Source organism: Mycolicibacterium aromaticivorans JS19b1 = JCM 16368, assembly GCF_000559085.1.
Classification (GTDB): Bacteria; Actinomycetota; Actinomycetes; order Mycobacteriales; family Mycobacteriaceae; genus Mycobacterium; species Mycobacterium aromaticivorans.
In genome coordinates this window covers 5,063,857-5,082,244 of record NZ_JALN02000001.1, presented here as the reverse complement: position 1 = coordinate 5,082,244, position 18,388 = coordinate 5,063,857, and the positions used below count along the sequence as shown (strand labels likewise).

Genomic DNA, 18,388 nt, shown 5'->3' with positions numbered 1-18,388 from the left:
CTAGCTCGTCTTCATCAGATTGCGCAGGCTGTCACCGGCGACGTTGCCGATCACTGCGAGGACAAGGACACCCAGGCCTGGCATCACCGGGACCCACCACTGCTGCAGGAAGTAGCTCAGGTTGCGGGCGGCGTCGGCGCCGAGTTCCGGTGCGGGAGCAGATTGCCCGAGACCGAGGAACGACAGCGCCGCCAGCGTGAGGATCAACGTGCCGAGGTCGAGGCTGGCGGCCACCAGCGCATTGGGCACGGCGCCGGGCAGCAGGTGGCGCGTCGCAACCCGGACGGGTCCGACCCCGGCCAGCCGGGCGGCCTCGACGTGGGGGCGGGCCGCCAATCGCGCGACCTCACCGCGAACCAGCCTGGCGTAGAACGGCCACCACACGATCGACACCGCGATCAGGGTGTGCACGAAGCCGGGTCCCAGCGCGGCGACGACGGCGATGGCCAGCACCGGCGCGGGCAGCGACAGGAAACCGTCGGTGATCCGCATCAGGGTCGCGTCCAGCCAGCCGCCGGTTGCGCCGGCGATGAGCCCGACGAGACCTCCGATGAGCAGCCCGACACCGACCACCACCAGGGCCGCGAACCAGCTCGACCGGATGCCGAACAGCACGCGGCTCAAGATGTCCCGTCCGACGCTGTCGGTGCCGAGCAGGAAGCCGTCCTTGCCAGGCGCCTGCAGCGGCATACCCACCGGCACCAGTGGGTCATGGGGGGCCACAAGCGGCACGGCGACGGCGATCACCGTCACCAGCAGGAGCAAGGACACGCCGAGCCAATTGATGATCACCGCACGGTCTTTCGGCAACGCCGCCATCCGCTTCTCGCGGCTGCGCAACAGTGCCGGGGCGGGGACTGCGATGGCCATCAGCGCGCCTTCCGTTCGATACAGGCGACCTGGTGCGGGCTGCCGGGAGTGCCTTCCAGGCGGACATCGAGTTCGATGTCGCTGCAGGTGTCGATCGCGATCGGGCACCGGGGGTGGAAGGCACAGCCGGTCGGCGGTGACAGTGGGCTGGCGGGTTCGCCTGCCAGCACCCGGCAGTCGCGACCCAGGTCGGGGATCGCGTCGACCAGAGCCTGGGTGTAGGGATGTGTCGGGCGTCCGATCACGTCTTCGGCGGGGCCGATCTCGACGATGCGACCCAGGTACATGACCGCGATCCGGTCGGCGACCACCCGCGCCACCGACAGGTCGTGGGTCACGAACACCACCGACATGTCCAGGGTTCGGCGTAGTTCGCCGATCAGGTTGAGCACCGAGGCGGCCAGCGACACATCGAGCGCGCTGGTCGGCTCGTCGCAGAGCAGCACCTGCGGCGGGATCACGGTGGCCCGCGCCAGGGATACGCGTTGCCGCTGACCGCCGGACAATTGCGCGGCCCGCGACTTCACCACGTCCTGCGGGAGGCCGACACGCTCCAGAACGGCAGCGACAGCGTCCTTGCGCTCGCTACGCGACATCGAGGTGCTGCGCAGCCGTTCACCGATCAGCTCGCCGACGGACAACCATGGTGTCAGCGAGGCACCGGCGTCTTGGAAGACCATCTGCGGGCGGGTCTCGCCGGCCAGTTCGACCTCGCCGGTGGTCGGCTTCTCCAGCCCGGCGATGATGCGCAGCAACGTCGACTTCCCGGAGCCGCTCTCGCCCACCAGGGCTACTGATTCGCCGTGCGCGACGGTCAGCGACACTCCGCGCAGCGCCTGCAGTTTGCCTCCTGATGCGCCCGAGCGATCCAGCCGGCGACGGCGCACGGTGAACGTCTTGGTGACGGTGCGCGCGTCGACGGCAGGCGGCTGATCAGCCGCAATCTCGACCCGATCGGCGAAAGCTTCGGCCTCGGCGGCGATGATCCCGGCCAGCTCGGTGCGCATCTGTGCCGGCTCGATGATGCAGGCGCTCACCCGGTTCTCGGCACACGCCACCGGATCCGGTGGCGTGGCGGAGCATTCGGTGCGGGCCAGCGCACACCGCGGCACGAACGCGCATCCGGGCAGTGGCGCAGTCGGGCTGGGCACCTGGCCGGCCATCGCGGCCAGCGGGCGGTCCCGCGCCGTGTCCAGCGTCAGCCGCGATTGCAGCAGCCCGTGGGTGTAGGGATGCGCGGGGCTGGCGAGAACGTCGGCGGTCGGGCCTATTTCGGCGATCCGCCCGGCGTACAGCACGGCGATGCGGTCGGCGATCTGCGCGGCGACACCGAGGTCATGGGTGATCAGCACGATGCTGCAGCCGATCTCGGCGCGCAATCGCTGCAGCAGCGCCAGCACCTGTGCCTGCACCGTGACGTCGAGTGCGGTGGTCGGTTCGTCGGCGATGATCAGTTCGGGATCACCGGCCACCGCGATCGCGATCATCACCCGCTGGCGCAACCCGCCGGACAATTCGTGTGGATAGGCCCGCATCCGTCGCTCGGGATCTGGAATACCAACGGCGGTGAGCAGTTTCAGCGCCTCTGCGCTGCTGCCTGCCACTTCTTCGACTTGCTTGCCGATCCGCATCGTCGGGTTCAGCGACGTCATCGGGTCCTGGAACACCGCGCCGAGGTCGAGTCGACGGACCTTGCGCAGCTGCTTGGCGGCGCCGGTGAGCATGTCGGTGTCGCACACCCGGACACTGCCCCTGGTCTTGGCGGCGCCGAGCAGGCCGAGCATGCTGAAGCCCAGAACGCTTTTACCGGAGCCGGATTCACCCACCAGGCCCACGATTTCGCCGGGTGCGATCTGGAGCGACACCCCGCGCAGCGCGTGCACGTCCTTGCCGTTGCGGCGGAACGTGACACACAGATCGTCCACCGCCGCGACCACGTCGCGCGGCGTCGTCGCCGGTGCATCGGGTCGCAGCGCGACACTTGCGGCGCTCGCCATGCAGAGTCTCCCGGAAGGTCAGAGGTTCCACGAGGATGCGCTCACCGGTGAGCCATCAGCCTGTCGATTGACAGTTTTACGGGCCTCTGGTCGCGGTGGGTGTCGCTGGCGTAACCAAACCAAGACGGCGCGTAACCGATAGGTATCCCGCGTTTCTGTCATGTGACAGAAAATCCCCGGGTCTGTCTTTTCGCAGGTGATGTAGGTCAACATCGGACCATGGAGACAACGCGGGCGGGCCGTCCGCGCTTGACCGAACGGCGCAGACCCGGCACGACCGCCCGGGATGAGATCCTCGACGCAGCGGCGGAGCTGTTCACCAGCCGCGGCTACGCGAGCACCTCGACCCGGGCCATCGCCGAGGCGGTCGGCATCCGGCAGGCCTCGCTGTACCACTACTTCAAGACCAAGGACGAACTGCTGTCAGCGCTGCTGCACCAGACCGTGACGCCGACCCTGACGTTCCTGTCCGAACTGGAGCAGGGCGGCGACCCCCGCTCGGCCGCGAGCACCCTGCACGCCCTGGCCGCCTTCGACGGCGCCCAGCTGCTGACAGCGCAGTGGAACCTGGGTGCCCTCTACCTGCTGCCCGAGCTCAGGGAGGCGCGGCTGGCCACCTTCTGGACCGAACGTGAGCGCCTGCGACAGGCCTACCTGGACCTCAGCCGCGCGGTTCTGGTGGCGACCGGCATCGCCGACGACGCGGCCGACCTTCCGTTCCGCTTGGTCGAGTCCCTGGTGAACATGTGGACACCGCCCCCGCATCCGGACCCCGGCACGCTGGCCGGCCACGTTGCCGACGCGTGCCTTCGTGTCCTCGGTGTCACCGAGGACCAGCTAGCCGAGCTCAGCGCGTCCGAACCCGCCCGGGCAGGACATTTGTAGTATCAGGCCATGCCGCTGGCCGAAGGCGAGACATTCGCGGGCTATACGATCCTGCGATTGCTGGGCGCGGGCGGGATGGGTGAGGTCTACCTGGCCCAGCATCCCCGGCTGCCCCGCCGCGACGCCCTCAAGGTGTTACCGGCCTCGGTGAGTAGCGACGCCGAATACCGTGCGCGGTTCGAACGGGAAGCGGATATCGCCGCCACGCTCTGGCACCCTCATATCGTCGGCGTCCACGACCGGGGCGAGACCGACGGCCAGCTGTGGATCGCCATGGATTTCGTCGACGGCAACGACGCCGGCGATCTGTTGAAGAACTTCCCCAGCGGCCTGCCGCAGGCTGAGGTGCTCAAGATCGTCACCGCGGTCGCCGAGGCCCTGGACTACGCGCACCAACGCCATCTGCTGCACCGCGATGTCAAGCCCGCCAACATCCTGGTATCCAAACAGGAATCCGGCGAGGAACGAATCCTGTTGGCGGACTTCGGAATTGCCCGGTGGGACGACGATGCCAGCGGCTTGACCCAGACCAACATGACGGTCGGCACGGTGTCTTATGCCGCGCCTGAACAGCTGATGGGCCGCGATCTCGACGGGCGGGCCGACCAGTATGCGCTGGCGGCCACGGCCTACCACCTGCTCACCGGCACCCCGCCGTTTCCGCATTCCAATCCCGCGGTGGTGATCAGCCAGCATTTGTCGGCGTTACCGCCGAGCCTGGCCGAGCACCGCCCGGAGCTGGCGAACCTGGACGCTGCGCTGCGCAAGGCGCTGTCCAAGGACCCTGCCGAGCGATTCGACCGGTGCGTGGACTTCGCGCGAGCGCTGGCCCACCACATCACCACCCCGGTGTCCGGTGACGGCCTGACCGATGCCGATGACACCCGGCTGACCCCGATCACCGATGCGGCGCCCGTTGGTGAGCCGGTCCCGCAGTCCCACAATCGGTGGCTGAAGATCCTGCTTCCCGTGCTGGCGGTGCTGCTGGTCGCCGGTGTCGCGATCGCCTTCATCGCCGGGCGCGACCGCGGGGAGAACGTTGCCGCCAAGGACCTCCGCACCGCCACGACGACGGCGACCATCCCTGTCGTCCCGCCATTACCACCGCCGGCCGCGACGACGACTCCACCGACCACCGCGACCACGACCGCGGCGACCGACACCGTCACCGTCGAGCCGACCCCGACCGCGGTGATCGGCTCGGACTGCACCGAGCCGGGCGCTACCGGAACCACCGCAGACGGTGCGACCGCGTACTGCACCAAGTTGCAGTACACCGACCGCTACCTGTGGTCGGTGCATCAGGACGAGATTCCGAACCCGGTGGTCACGTCGTCGCCGACTTCTGCCGTGGCGGCCCCGCCGACGGAGACCGAGTCCCCGATTCGTGTCTGCATGCAGGAAACCGGGCATACCAGATTGCGATGTGCCGAGGAGATATTGCGCGGCAACGGCGGCTAGGACCGAACCGATGAGCGCTGACGACACCCCGCTGTGGCTGTTCGCCGATCAGCTCGGCCCGCAGTTCTACGGCGGCGAACACGCGCACCGCCCGGTGTTCCTGGTCGAGGCGACCTCCGCGCTGCGACGGCGCCGGTTTCATCGGCAGAAGCTGCACCTGGTGCTGTCCGCCCTGCGGCACGCCGCGGCCGACCTGGGTGAGCGCGTCACCCTGGTACGCGCGGACAGCTACACCGAAGCGCTCCGTGATTACGGCGCACCGGTGCTGGTACACGAACCGACATCGTTCGCCGCCGATCGCTTCGTGCGGCGCCTTCAGCGCGACGGCATGGTGGCCGAGGTGTTGCCCACCCCGGGATTTGCGTTGTCACGAACCGGCTTTCGACGGTGGGCCGGTGATCGACGCCGGTTCCGGATGGAGGACTTCTACCGCGAGCAGCGCCGGCGGTTCGGCGTGCTGATGGACGGTCCCGAGCCGGTCGGCGGGCGGTGGAACTTCGACGCCGAGAACCGCGAGTCCCCACCCAAGAACGGTCGATCGATCGGAGTCGACGCGCCGTACCGCCCGCGGGAAGACGACATCGACGAGCAGGTACGACGTGATCTGGATGCGATGGATCTGCCGACTGTCGGCGTCGACGGGCCACGGCTGTTCGCGGTCACCCCGGCCGAGGCACGCCGGGCACTGACGAGGTTCATCGAACGTCGGCTGCCACTCTTCGGCCGCTACGAGGACGCCATGATGGGCGGTGACTGGGCGATGTCGCATTCGCTGCTGTCGGTGCCGCTGAACCTCGGCGTGCTGCACCCGCTGGACGCCGTGCACGCCGCGGAGCAGGCCTACCGGGACGGCAACACCCCGCTCGCGGCAGCCGAAGGGTTCATCCGCCAGATTCTGGGGTGGCGGGAGTACATGTGGCACCTGTACTGGCACTTCGGCCCGGACTACCTGGACAACAACGCCCTGTCCGCCGAGACTCCGCTGCCGGCCTGGTGGACCGAACTCGATGCCGATTCAATCACCGCCGAATGCCTGCGGCAGGCACTCGGCGGTGTGCGGGATCGCGGGTGGGCGCACCACATCCAGCGGCTGATGGTGTTGGGCAGCCACGCGCTGCAGCGCGGCTACCAGCCGCGGGCCCTGACCGAATGGTTCGCCACCGCGTTCGTCGACGGCTTCGCCTGGGTGATGCCGACGAATGTGGTCGGGATGAGCCAGCACGCGGACGGGGGCCTGCTCGCCACCAAGCCGTACACCTCCGGTGGTGCCTACGTGAACAAGATGAGTGATCACTGCCGCGCGTGCTGCTTCGACCCGAAGGTCCGCATCGGACCCGACGCCTGCCCCTTCACCGCAGGATATTGGGCGTTCGTGCATCGCCACCAGGACCTGCTGGCCCGCAACAACCGCACCGCCCGCGCGGTGTCCTCGATGGCGCGGCTGGCCGACCTGGACGCCGTCGTCGAGCAGGAACGGCACCGAGAGACGTTCTAGTCACCAACCGGTGAAACGAATCCATGCCCTTGTGGCGATAGAGGTCGCAAGAGGCTGGTGTGATCTGCTCGCAGAGCGATCTCCAAGCTCCCTGGGCTATGTTCGACCGCAGACACAGACGGAGGTTGGAGTGAAAAGGCTCATCCTGGTGGCCGCCGGAGCGCTTGCCGCGGGTTCGGCAGCAGCCGCCCTGGGCATGGGGTCCAGCAATGCCGACCCCAACGCTGGCGGCACCATGAACATTCTCGGCGAGCCGTACTACAAAGCCGTCGCGATCCTGCATGCACAAGGCATCAAGACCGTCTTCGGCGGTTCCGTCGGCAGTGATGTACCGCAGGCGCAGTGCGTCGTGCAGAGCCAGAAATACCTGGCCAGCGGCAAGATGTCGCTGATGCTGAACTGCACCAAGGCTGCCCAGCCCGAGGCTCCGGCTCCCAGCGGACCGGGTTCGGCCCCCGCCCAGCAGATCCCGTCCGACGGTGGTTCCCGCCCGACTCCGGGTGCTCCCGGAACCGTCACCGTCACGCCGACTCAGGTCGGCTGACCCCGCCCCGCGACGAGCTAGACTCCTCGGCAGCCACTGCCGGGAGGTTTGCCCATGCTGCGCCCACGCCGTTTCGAACGCGAGATCGATCCGGGCCCGGTGCAGATCCAGGCCCGCAAGGTCGCCTTCGACGTGTCCGATGCGCCGTTGCACTGGATTCCCGGGCACCCGGTCGCATCTCATGTGATCGGTCTGCTCAACGTCGTCCTTCCCGTCGCGGAGCGCTGGTTCGTCGACACCTACAACGAGGCGCTGCCGCTGGTGAAGGACCCGCGGCTGGCCGAGGACATGCGCGGATTCATCGGCCAGGAGGCCACCCACGCAGACACCCATGACCAGGTCCTGCAGGAGCTGATGGTGGCGCGCGGCGTGGACGCCGAGCCGATCCTGCGCCAGCTCGACTACGTGTTCGGTCAGGTGCTCTCGCCCAGCACGTCAGCCGACCCACGCAGGCGGCTGAACAACCTGTGCGACCGCCTGTGGCTGATCGCGGCGATCGAGCACTACACCGCGGTCCTGGGCGATTTCGCACTCAACTGCGCCTGGGACGACTTCGGCGCCGACCCCACCCTGGTCGACGTGTTCCGCTGGCACGGCAGCGAGGAGGTGGAGCACCGCAACGTCGCGCACGACGTCGCGGTCTACTTCCACGACAGCTATCTCGACCGGATCCGCTCGATGGCGATGGCGGTGGTCCTCATCGCCGGCTTCTTCAACCGCGGCAGCTGGTATCTGTGCCGGACGGATCCGACGGTGAACATGACGTGGTGGCAGATGCAGCGGCTGCGGGCCCGCGACTCAAAGCTGGGGCTGCTGCCCAAGTACCGCACACTGTTCGGCACCACGACGCTGACCTACTTCCGGCCGAACTATTCACCCGAGGACGTCGGGTCCACCGCGCAAGCGGTCGCGTATCTGGCGAGCTCGCCGGCCGCCCGCGCCGCGCACCAGTGATAGTCCGGCTCGGGTCCGCACCGCCGAGCGTGTCGGGCCGCACTCGCCACGATCCGTTCCTGCGCCTCACCGACGCATCGATCAGGGCCCTGTGGGCGATCAGCGGCGCGGTGCGGCGCCCGGCGATGCCGCAGGCACGCGAGCGCACGTTCTCTCTGCAGGTCGTCGACCGCCGTGTGGTCGCGCGGGATCAGAACGTGGTGGCACTGACGCTGGCGGCGCCGGATCGACGGCCGCTGCCGGCGTGGCATCCCGGCGCGCATGTGGACATCCGGCTGCCCAGCGGCCGAATTCGGCAGTACTCTCTGTGCGGCGACCCCGCCGTGCCAACCAGTTACCGGATCGCGGTGCGGCGCATCCCCGATGGTGGTGGCGGATCGATCGAGGTGCACGACGACCTTACGATCGGGGCGACGGCGACCACCGGTGGCCCGCGAAATGCGTTCCCGCTCACCGTTCCCGGCTACGGCTCCCCCGCCCGGCAGCTGCGGTTCATCGCCGGCGGTATCGGCATCACCCCCATCCTGCCGATGCTGGGTCTGGCGCAGCGGCTGGGTGTCGACTGGTCGATGATCTACACCGGTCGCAGCCGCGAGGCCATCCCGTTCCTCGACGAGCTACGTGAATTCGGTGATCGGGTGCAGATCCGGACCGACGATGAGCACGGAATTGCCACCGCCGCAGAGCTTTTGGGAGATTGCCCGGACGGTGCAGGCGTCTACACCTGCGGGCCCGCACCCATGCTCACCGCCATCCGGAAAGAGCTGACCGGCCGCGACAACGTCGAACTGCACTTCGAGCGGTTCGCCGCCCCACCGGTGGTCGACGGCACGACGTTCACCGCGACGGTGGCCTCGACAGGTGTCACGGTGGCGGTGCGGCCCGAGGAGACGTTGCTGTCGGCGCTGCAGCGCGAGCACGTGCCGGCGCCGTACTCCTGCCAGCAGGGATTCTGCGGCACCTGCCGCACCCGCGTCGTCAACGGCGTTGTGCAGCATCGGGATACGCTTCTCACTCAACCCGAGCGAGCCGAGGGAATGATGCTGACGTGCGTGTCACGCGCGCCCGACGGCGGCCACCTGACGCTGGATCTGTAGTCAATCGGCCTTGAGCATCGGAATGCCCTCGCTGGTCGAGAATTGGGCGTCTTCCTGGCTGGCAAGTCCCATCGACACCAGCGTTCTCGGGAAGATCAGGTCGGTGAGGTAGGCCAGCGCGACCGCCCATCGGTTGACTCCGCGCGGGATCGCATACAGGTGATAAGCGCGGGTGACAGCTTTGGCGGGCAGGCCGGAGACCTGGATGTTGAGCGGGTTGGCCACGGCCTTGCGTGGGCCGAGGTCCACGACCAGACCCATGTTGCGGTGCCGGTAGTCCTTGGAGGTGCCGAATCCCAGGCTGGCGGCAACGTTGCGCGCCAACGCCTTTCCCTGCCGTACCGCATGCTGGGCGGTGGGCGGGGTGATGGTACCGGGCTGGGTCAGGTCGGGGACGGCGGCGGCGTCGCCGGCGGCGAACACGTCGGGATGGCCGGGCACCCGCAGGTCCGCCCCGACCTTCAGCCGACCTTTCTCAGTCGGCAGGCCGAGCGTCTCGATCAGCGGTGCGGCGGTCACCCCCGTCACCCAGGCCACCGTCCGGGTGTCTATCCGCGAATCATCACTGAGCACAACGTGATTGGCCTGCACTTCCTTCAACGTCAGGCCCAGCCTGACGTCGACGCCGCGATCACGCAGAACCTCCCGAGCGGCTTTGCCGAGTTTCGCGCCCACCTCGGGCATCACCTGTTCGGCGAGGTCCAGCAGGACGAAGCGCACCGATTGCGGGTCGAATCCCATCTGACGGGCCGCGGCGTCGGCCAGCGCCCGCAGCTGGACCACCAGTTCGGTGCCCGAATACGACGCGCCCACCACGACGACCGTGCGTCGTCCCGCGGCCACCGAGGGGTCGGAGTCGAGACCGGCCAGTTCGAGCTGCTCCAGGAAATGGTCACGCAGGTAGAGGGCTTCGGCGATCGATTTGAGACCGCGGGCGTAGGTGGCCAGGCCGGGAATGTCGAAGAGCCGGGTCACCGAGCCGGGCGTCAGCACCAGGCGATCCCAGGCAAGTTCGTGGGTTCGACCCTCGGGGTCGGTGTAGCCGAGTGTGTGCGCCGTCAGGTCCGCTGTGTCGACGCGGCCGCGGATCACCCGAACCCCGTCAAGCGTGCCGGCCAGCGGGATGGAGACGAACCGCGCGTCGACAAGACCGCCTGCGACGTCGGGCAGCAGCGGTGTGTAAAGCATGTAGTCGATCGGCGAAATGAGGGTGATCTGCACATCCGTGTGCTGCCGGCGCAAACGATGCTGCAGTCGCCGTGCGCACTCGAACCCGGTGAAGCCGCTTCCCACCACCACCACGGACGTCATCGGGCCAGTTATACCCTCACCCGGCGAATACAAACTCAGGACTGGCGGTGTTGCGCCGCCCCGTGCCGACCGAGCAGGATGGGTAGCCCTATGGCACGTTCGCTGGGTCTGCTGTCTTCGGTCTGGTCGTCGGCGGCGACCTTCCCGGTGAGCACCGGGGCGGCGATGGCGTATCGCACGCTGTTCATGACCGTCAAGCGGCTGGTGGTCGGGCGCACGATGACCGTGCGCCTCGACGGCGGGGACGTCACGCTGACCGTCACCGAATTCAACTCGCGCCTCGACGTTCGTGGGCTTGCCGTCGGCCAGCTGAACGACGTCCGGATCACCGCTACCGACATCCGTTGGGGCAAGCATCATTTCGAGGGCGCCTCGATGGTTCTGCACAATGTGCACTTGAAGCCGGGCGTCCCACCGGTGCTGGTGGCCGCCCCGGTGGAGGTGACCATGGTCGTCTCCACCCAGGCGCTCAACGCGGTGTTCTCGGAGTCGCTGCCCAGATTGTCGGGCCATGTCGACGACGACGGCATCGCGCGGTTGCGCTGGACTCGCCACCCCCGGCTCGGCAGTGTGGAGGTGGATGTGGAGTTGGACGGCTCCACGTTGTGGTTGCACCCGCGGGCGCTGCGCACCACTCGGCGTCGGTGGGCGTTGCCGACGCGGTTGCCGTCATACCCGGTCCGGCTCCCGGAACTGGCGAGTGGCCTGACTCTGACCAGTCTGTCGTTGGGGCCCAGCTCATTACAACTGACCAGTAGCCTCCCGCAGTGGCGGGCCGAGGTGCCCAGGGCACGCGTCGAGGACGTTCTCACCCAGCTCAGCGCTGTCGGTCGGCCACTCAATTTCACCGGCCGGTCCCGCCGCAGCCAGCCGGCGGCGTTCGTAACGCCGGACCACGAGCACCGTCACCGCGGCCAGCGACCACCCGAGTAGCAGATCGATGACGTAGTGCTCAGCCGCGTACACCAACGTGAACGCCATGATCATCACGTAGCCGGCCAGCAGCGGCCGCCAGCGCCGTGCGACCCGTCCCCACAGGAATGCCGCGATCATCGCCGACAGGCCGGCGTGCAGCGACGGAATGGCCGCGACCAGGTTCACGCTGGCCTGACCCTCGTCGAGCAGGGCGCGGGCCACGTCCAGATGAAGCATCCCAAACCCTCGGCTGGAGATCCGTTCCACGACGTCGTTGGCTCCCGGGTGCTGGGTGGTCACCGGCCCCAGCAGCCCGCCGTCGGCACGCGGCACCGGGCCGAACATGCATGGCGGTGCGGACGGACCGCCTGCGACGTCGGCCGGCTCGCAGCGGGCGGCCGCCCAGGGCGGCGCGGCGGGCAGCACCGCATAGATGGCCAGCGCCGCGAACGAGAGCGCCAGAAAACGACGGACGAACGCCTTCCACTCCGCCCGGTCGCGCAACCACAACACACCCGCCACCACGTACGGGAGGATGAAGAACGACATGTACACCGTGCTGATCACCACCTCCCACCAGGGCGGGGACGGCATCTTGAGGTGTTCCTGAAGCCACACGGTGGGCACCACGCCGAACATCCGGCGATCCACCTCCGGCTGCCACACCCACTGGGTGGGGGTGCCGATCAGCCCGGCCGCTCCCCTGCTCAGGTCGTAGACGATCAGCACGGCGGCGAAGGGCAACCAGTCCCGCACGATCAGCAACACCCGGCGCCTACCGATGCTGGCGGCCAGCAGCCCGGAACACACGTAGAGCAGCACGAGTTCACGATTGAGCGCCAAACCGTTTGTGGCAGTCCACGATACGATGCCGGCGAGCCAGATTACAATGGCGATGCGTCGTATCAGCGCGAGCCGGTTGGTGTGCGGATCCGGATCGCGCTGCGGAGCTTCGGGCTCGACGTCGACGGCGGTCATCGCCGTCCACTCAACCCGTTCATCGCATGGGGTTACCCGCTTTACGCAAGATTTCGTTCAGACGCCGTCAATCCGGCTGTAGCGGGCCGATCGGACGGGTGGTGGTCGCGTGGACCAGCAACTCGGCCAGCTCGGCCGGGCGGCTCAGGAACGGCGAATGCGACGCTTCGATGGTCAGCTGCTCAACCCCGAGTCGCTCGCTAACGCTGTCGGCCAGCCACCGGGGCATCGACCGGTCCTCGGTGCAGCGGATGAAGCTGCGTGGCAGCTCGGCAGCCCAGAATCGGGGCAGCGACACCCGAGTGTCGTTGACCGCTCCGAATTTCTCCGGACCCAGCCGGTCGAACGCCCACCGGGCGGTTGTCTCGTCGCAGTCATGGTAGAAGTAGCGCCATGCACCGCCGAAGTCGGCGAAGGTCATCGCCCCCTCGTCGTCGAAGTGCAGATAGCCGAGCATCTCCCCGACATCGCCGTCGAATTCACCGTCTTCGGTGTTGCGCATCGCCATCGCCTCGGGATAGCTACGACCTTCCCGGGGCAGCGCTGCGGCCAGATAGACGATGTGACTGACGGCCTCAACGGCGGCATCGGCCGCCACTGTCGCATCGAAACCGCCGCCGGAATGGCCCACCAGCACGTCGCCGGGACGGATCGCCGCGAGGATCGCGTCACGGCGACACGGAATGGTCCACTCGGTCAGCGGGTCGTCGACGCGGGTGCCGTGCCCCGGCAGATCGACCGCCTCCGCCTCGTGGCCAAGTCGGTTCAATTCGGCGACGGTCCGCTCCCAGCACCAGCCCGCGTGAAAGCCGCCGTGGACGAGGACGAATCGCACTGCCGTCTCCTCAGTCCCAGGCTGAGGCAACAGCCTCTTCGACGTCGATGACCTTTGCCTGCTGCGAGGCCGGGCTGTCGATCTCGTCCGCGACGTATGCCGCGACAAAGCGACGGATCTCGGTGTCGACGCCTGCCACGATCCGCAGGATCTCGCCGCGCACCGATTTCGAGGTCACATGCACGGCGATGTCAGAGGGCCTCGGCTTCGCGACGTCGATGACCAGGGTGAGCGGTTCGGCCGCGCGGGCAGTCGCCCGCAGCGCGATATCGCCATCAACCTTGAACCGCTGCTTGTCGACCCTCAGGTCCACGATCAGCTCGATCACCAGCGGGATGCGCACGTTGAAGGTGATGGTGTCGCCCACGCTGCGCCGCGCGGTCGGCTGTTGGATTCTCACCTTGGCGGTGACCTTGGCCAGGCCACCAGGCCCCTGGGCCATCGGGCCCATTTCGAATTCGCCGCCGGCGATCTCGGCGAACGCGGCAGCCACCCGCTCCTCGGTCACCGCGATTTCGAAGAACCGGCGCCCGAATTCCTCATAGGTGACGAAGCTGTGCGATTGCATAGAGGTCTACGTTCTCACGTCTGATGTGGACCCAAGAGCGCGGACCGGTAACAAATCGGTTCGTGTCAGCCCGGCGGCCACACCAAGCTGAGCCCGGCATCGTCGGCCGGTTCACCGGCCGCGACCGCGAAGGTGTCCATTGCGTTGACCACCGACTGCCGCTCCGTGGCGCTCATCGCACGCAGCGCCCGGGTAATGGCGCGCCGGCGGTGCCGGTTCATTTTGCGGACCAGTTGCCTTCCCTCGGTCGTGAGCGCCAGCGATATGTTGCGCCGGTCCGCCGCGGAGTCCTGCCGGTGCAGGAAGCCGGCTTTGATCAGCCGATCGCAGATCCGACTGGCGTTCGACGGGCTGATGTCCAGCGCCGCGGCGACTGAAGCAAGGTTCAGCGGGCCCTGGGTGTCGATCATCACCAACACCCGCAGCTGTGGCACCGTGACGGCTTCGGAGGGCCCCTCTTCGTCGATGTTCCGGCCACGCTCGTCACTCATCCTTCGCGGCCAGCACCGACACCACACCCTTCTCTTCGAACAGTGCCAGATGAACGTGCCGCGGGCTGAGATGGCCGTGCTGTCGCAGCACCGCGTCGAGGTCGGCGCGAGTCAGCCCGCTGCGCCGCAGGTTTCGCTCGTCGACCTCGCCATCGCGGATGAGCACGCGGAGCGGCGGATCCACAATGCGCCTCAAGGCCGGGACGAACCGCATCCGGACGACCGCTGCATGCGCCGCGATCAACGTCGCCAGCGCCGCGGCTCCGGTCAGCCATGCGGTGTCGGGCGCGGTAGCGGTCCGGCCCACGACTGCGCCGATTGCGACTGCGGTGACCCAATCGAACGGGGTGAACTCCGCGATCGCACGACGTTGGGTGAAGCGAAACGCCGCTGCAGCCGTGACGAACAGTGTCAACGCCTTGGCAGCCGCCCACGGCGCTTGGTGCCAGTCGCCTATCAGCGCGTGCTCCCAGCCGTTCACATCGCTTCCTTGACCCCTCGTCTGATCAACCACACTGCGACTGGACCGAAGTACAGTCCGGTCACCGGCCCTAGTGCCTCCATCACGCGCATCCGCTGCCGGTAACCGCGTGCGTAGATGTCGAAAACGGTGATCAGAGGTCTGATTCCGGCCAACGCCAGCGCACCCCATGACAGCACCGTCACCCACGCGGGCGCCACGTCAGCCTCCTGAGAACGCGGGACCGACCGGAACAAGCGACGCCAGCAGGTCATCGACCAAGCACTCCCGTCCCATGCCTTTGCGATGTCGTCGGGTTGATCGACGGTGATGGCTTCCCGTCCCATACGCCGGGCGATGCATGGAGTGCGCATACCCGGTCAGCGGCGATGCATGCCGGCAGCGGGCACACCCTAATCGAGGCCTCATCGAGCGCTTAGATTAGTTGCGCAGAGACAACTGTTTTCTGACGGTACGCATGGACACCGTGCTCAGCGACAACCGCTATGGCGAATCCCGGGCAGGACAGATGAGATCCAACGGGTCAGCCTCACGCCATCACATTGGTCCCGGGCCCGGCGATGGCTGGCCGGCCAAGCGGTGGTCGCCGACGTGCAGGTCGGTTCGCCGCTGGCTTGGTGTCTGCGGCTCGACCGCGGCCTAATGCTTCGCAACGGCATGCCAGGCCAGGTCGGCGATCGCGGCGCAGTAGTGCTCGGCGATCGGCTCTCGGGTGTAGAGGGCACGCACGTTGATCGGGGCGAGGACGAGTTGCATCGCGGCGATCGTGTCGACGCCGTCGCGCAGCTCGCCACGTGCCGCGGCCCGGTCGAACACCGACCGGATACTCGCGAACCGCCGCATCCAGAACGCCATCCGGGTGTCGTCCGCGAAAGCGGCGCGGTCGTCGACCACCAATGCCCGCAGCAGACTGCGACCGACCGTGTCGTTGACCTGTTGGGCCACCACCGTGGCCAGGGCCTGCAGATCGGTGCGCAGCGATCCGGTGTCGGGTGCGGTGAGGATGTCGTTGCTCCAGAACAAGAGCGCTTCGAGGGCGAGCCGGCTGCCGTCCCCCCAGTATGTGGTGACCAGAGCTTCGTCGATCTTGTGCCGCGAGCACATGGCCGGAATGTCGAATCGCTCCAAGCCCCACCGGGTCAGCTCGTCGTAGGCGGCTTTCATCACAATGTGCCGGACGTCGTCGGGGACGCCGGCGTCAGTATGCTCCGAATCGCCTTCGATTGGTCGACCTCCATCCCTGCCGTTCGACAGCTGCCAGTCAACCACTTCTGCCGGGGGGCTCGGATCAGATTCCCGCGCAAGTCCCGCACACACAGTGACGGTCAGTTGGTCGGCCGGCTGAGTGGCAGCGACAGTAGAAAGTGGGCCCCGGTACCGCGGGGTACGCACGTCAGGTTTCCGCCAAGAGCGCGGGCCAGACCGCGGGCGATCGGCAGGCCCAGACCGGCACCGCCGTGGTCGCGGCTGCGAGCCGCGTCGAGCCGCACCAGCCGTTCGAAGATCCGCTCGTGCTCGGCGGCGGCAACGCCGGGGCCGGTGTCGCTGACGATGATCTCGGCGCGACTGGCAGTTCGGCTGAGATCGATTGTGACGGTTCCCCCGTCGGGTGTATATCGGCGCGCATTCTCGGTCAGGTTGGCAAGGATTTGTGCGACGCGCTGGGGGTCGGTGAGGATCGGCAGGGTGGCCGGTCCTGTCCGGATGATCGTGATCGAGGGGCTGAACATCTCGGCGCGGTCCCGTTCTTGATCGGCGATGATCGCCAGATCACAGGCCTGCCAGTCGATATGCAATCCGTTGTCGATGCGGCTCAGGTCCAGCATGTCGGCGACCAGCCGGCCTGCTCTGCGCGTCTCGGTCAGCACGAGCTGCGCGCGATGGCGCTGCTGATCCGACTGAGCACCTGCGGTCTGGCTCGCCGTCGTCATGATTCGTTCGGCCCCGGCCTGGATGCCCGCGATCGGAGTGCGCAGCTCGTGCGCGGCATCCGCCAGGAACTGTCGCGTTGCCTTCTCTGCGTCGGCGGCGTCGGTGGCGGACTGCCGGGCGCGGTGTTCGGACTGCTCCAAGGCATCCAGCATATTGTCGAATGCCGTTGCAGCCCGGCCGAGTTCAGTGTTCGGCCGATCCGGATGCAGGCGCCGGCCACGGTCACCGGCGGTGATCGCGCCGGCCACCGCGGTCAGTCTGTCCAGGGGACGCATAGCGGATCTGATGAGCACGGTTGCGGCTGCGCTCGCGATGAGCAGTACCAGAAGTGCCGAGACGATGATGATCATGCGTAACTGACCGAGGACGACCGTTGTCGCTGTGGTGTCGGCAACCAAGACGAGCAAGCTGCGGTCGGGTAACGGATGCGTGATGGCCGTCGCGGTGGCCTGCTCTGGCGGTGGCGGCAACGGCGGCTTCGGCGGCGGCCCACCACCGGGTGGGCCCGGCGGACCGCCACCGGCCGGGCTCGGCGGGGGTGGTGGTGTCAGGACGCCCTGACCGTTTGACGGAAGGCTTGCGTCGCCGTAGCTGTGTCCGTCGGGTGTGATCAGCCGAGCCCGGATGCCGCCGCCCTGGGTCTGGGCGACGAGCTGGTCAGGCGCGACCCCGGCGCGGTCGAGGCTGTCGGCACGCGCGGCGGTGGCCATCAGCCGGTCGTGCAGATCGCGGCGCGCCTGCACACCCATCACCACGTCTACCGACACTCCGAGCAGAGTGACCAGGACGGCCAGCAGTCCGAGCACCGCCAGCACGAGGCGTCGGCGCAATGATGGTGTGGCAGTTGACGTCTGGGTCATGGCGTGGAGTACAGGCGGTACCCGATTCCACGCACGGTGTGGATCAGACGGGGGCCGTACGCCTCGAGCTTGCGACGCAAGCTGCTGATGTGTACGTGCACCAGATTGTCGTCGTAGGCGTCATACCCCCAGACAGCGGTCAAGATCTGGGCTGCGCTGACGATGCGGCCACGCTGGTCCAGGACGAAGTTGAGCACGTTGAGTTCCGTGGCGGTCAGATTCAATCGGTGTCCGGCGCGCGCCGCGACACCGGCACCACGGTCGACGATCAGATCACCGACAGTGACGGCAGAGGCAATGCGGCCGCGCCTTCGCAGGACGGCACCCACCCGAGATATCAACTCCGACATCTCGAACGGTTTGACGATGTAATCGTCGGCGCCACCGTCGAGTCCGCGAAGCCGGTCGGGCAGACCGTCGAGCGCGGTCAACATGACGACCCCGACGTCACTCCATGCCCTGGCGATGTCGATCAGCGCGAAGCCATCGCGGCCTGGGATCATGACATCCAAGATCACCAGATCCGGCCGGTAGCCGTCGAGGAACTCTTCCAGGGCGTGCCCGTCCGCTCGGCCGTCGGCGGCGTATCCGGCGGCGTGCAGCGCTTCGACGACCATCTCCCGGATCGCGTCGGAATCCTCCACCACCAGAACTCGGGCGGTGGCCTGCTCCTCTACGACGCCGGGCATGCATTCATTGTGTCGGACGCGTCGC

The 18,388-nt window shown here is 67.7% G+C and carries 18 protein-coding genes; 6 read left to right on the top strand and 12 right to left on the bottom strand.

Going from position 1 to position 18,388, the window contains the following annotated elements; genetic code table 11:
• Together Y900_RS24240 and Y900_RS24235 are read right to left on the bottom strand one after the other, a co-directional pair.
• The gene (locus tag Y900_RS24240) at positions 1–870 is read right to left on the bottom strand and encodes an ABC transporter permease (RefSeq protein ID WP_036344923.1); all 870 of its coding nucleotides are present in this window, start codon (positions 868–870) and stop codon (positions 1–3) included.
• On the bottom strand, positions 870–2,867 hold the full coding sequence (locus Y900_RS24235) for a dipeptide ABC transporter ATP-binding protein (protein WP_036344921.1): 1,998 nt from the start codon (positions 2,865–2,867) through the stop codon (positions 870–872). The genes Y900_RS24240 and Y900_RS24235 overlap by 1 nt, the downstream gene beginning before the upstream one ends.
• A gap of 219 nt (positions 2,868–3,086) precedes the next feature.
• Here Y900_RS24235 and Y900_RS24230 point away from each other — a divergent pair, with 219 nt between their 5' ends.
• The 6 genes from Y900_RS24230 to Y900_RS24205 all read left to right on the top strand — a co-directional run bounded on the left by Y900_RS24230 (position 3,087) and on the right by Y900_RS24205 (position 9,303).
• Positions 3,087–3,752 carry a TetR/AcrR family transcriptional regulator gene (locus tag Y900_RS24230; RefSeq protein ID WP_036344919.1) on the top strand — a complete coding sequence of 222 codons (666 nt, stop codon included), beginning with the start codon at positions 3,087–3,089 and terminating at the stop codon, positions 3,750–3,752.
• 9 nt (positions 3,753–3,761) lie between these two features.
• The gene (locus Y900_RS24225; RefSeq protein WP_036344918.1) at positions 3,762–5,213 is read left to right on the top strand and encodes a serine/threonine-protein kinase; all 1,452 of its coding nucleotides are present in this window, start codon (positions 3,762–3,764) and stop codon (positions 5,211–5,213) included.
• Between the two features lie 10 nt (positions 5,214–5,223).
• Positions 5,224–6,708 carry a cryptochrome/photolyase family protein gene (locus tag Y900_RS24220; protein WP_036344917.1) on the top strand — a complete coding sequence of 495 codons (1,485 nt, stop codon included), beginning with the start codon at positions 5,224–5,226 and terminating at the stop codon, positions 6,706–6,708.
• A gap of 130 nt (positions 6,709–6,838) precedes the next feature.
• Positions 6,839–7,252 (top strand): hypothetical protein, encoded by a 414-nt coding sequence (locus Y900_RS24215; protein ID WP_051660237.1) that lies wholly within the window; start codon positions 6,839–6,841, stop codon positions 7,250–7,252.
• 54 nt (positions 7,253–7,306) lie between these two features.
• Complete coding sequence (locus Y900_RS24210) at positions 7,307–8,206, top strand: metal-dependent hydrolase (RefSeq protein WP_036344916.1); 900 nt, start codon at positions 7,307–7,309, stop codon at positions 8,204–8,206.
• Entirely contained in the window at positions 8,203–9,303 is a 1,101-nt protein-coding gene (locus Y900_RS24205) for a PDR/VanB family oxidoreductase (RefSeq protein ID WP_036344915.1), read from the top strand. The genes Y900_RS24210 and Y900_RS24205 overlap by 4 nt, the downstream gene beginning before the upstream one ends.
• On the opposite strand, the gene Y900_RS24200 is transcribed toward Y900_RS24205, so the two are convergent.
• The 10 genes from Y900_RS24200 to Y900_RS24145 form a co-directional block, all read right to left on the bottom strand.
• Entirely contained in the window at positions 9,304–10,614 is a 1,311-nt protein-coding gene (locus tag Y900_RS24200; RefSeq protein ID WP_036344914.1) for an NAD(P)/FAD-dependent oxidoreductase, read from the bottom strand.
• A gap of 741 nt (positions 10,615–11,355) precedes the next feature.
• Positions 11,356–12,507, bottom strand: coding sequence for a phosphatase PAP2 family protein (locus Y900_RS24185; protein WP_081845221.1), 1,152 nt, complete (start codon positions 12,505–12,507; stop codon positions 11,356–11,358).
• A 67-nt stretch (positions 12,508–12,574) separates the two neighbouring features.
• Complete coding sequence (locus Y900_RS24180; protein WP_036344910.1) at positions 12,575–13,342, bottom strand: alpha/beta fold hydrolase; 768 nt, start codon at positions 13,340–13,342, stop codon at positions 12,575–12,577.
• A gap of 10 nt (positions 13,343–13,352) precedes the next feature.
• Positions 13,353–13,910, bottom strand: coding sequence for a hypothetical protein (locus tag Y900_RS24175; protein WP_036344908.1), 558 nt, complete (start codon positions 13,908–13,910; stop codon positions 13,353–13,355).
• A gap of 65 nt (positions 13,911–13,975) precedes the next feature.
• Positions 13,976–14,401: a MarR family transcriptional regulator gene (locus tag Y900_RS24170; RefSeq protein ID WP_051660236.1), complete on the bottom strand. Its 426-nt coding sequence runs from the start codon at positions 14,399–14,401 to the stop codon at positions 13,976–13,978.
• On the bottom strand, positions 14,394–14,882 hold the full coding sequence (locus tag Y900_RS24165; RefSeq protein ID WP_036344907.1) for a DUF421 domain-containing protein: 489 nt from the start codon (positions 14,880–14,882) through the stop codon (positions 14,394–14,396). Before Y900_RS24165 ends, Y900_RS24170 begins: the two co-directional genes overlap by 8 nt.
• On the bottom strand, positions 14,879–15,082 hold the full coding sequence (locus tag Y900_RS32195) for a hypothetical protein (RefSeq protein ID WP_131536269.1): 204 nt from the start codon (positions 15,080–15,082) through the stop codon (positions 14,879–14,881). Before Y900_RS32195 ends, Y900_RS24165 begins: the two co-directional genes overlap by 4 nt.
• A 439-nt stretch (positions 15,083–15,521) precedes the next feature.
• A complete protein-coding gene (locus Y900_RS24155) occupies positions 15,522–16,046 on the bottom strand; it encodes a TetR-like C-terminal domain-containing protein (protein ID WP_051660466.1) in 525 nt (174 codons plus the stop codon).
• A gap of 161 nt (positions 16,047–16,207) precedes the next feature.
• Complete coding sequence (locus tag Y900_RS24150) at positions 16,208–17,674, bottom strand: sensor histidine kinase (protein ID WP_036344905.1); 1,467 nt, start codon at positions 17,672–17,674, stop codon at positions 16,208–16,210.
• On the bottom strand, positions 17,671–18,363 hold the full coding sequence (locus Y900_RS24145; protein WP_036344903.1) for a response regulator transcription factor: 693 nt from the start codon (positions 18,361–18,363) through the stop codon (positions 17,671–17,673). Before Y900_RS24145 ends, Y900_RS24150 begins: the two co-directional genes overlap by 4 nt.
• Positions 18,364–18,388 lie beyond the last annotated feature (25 nt).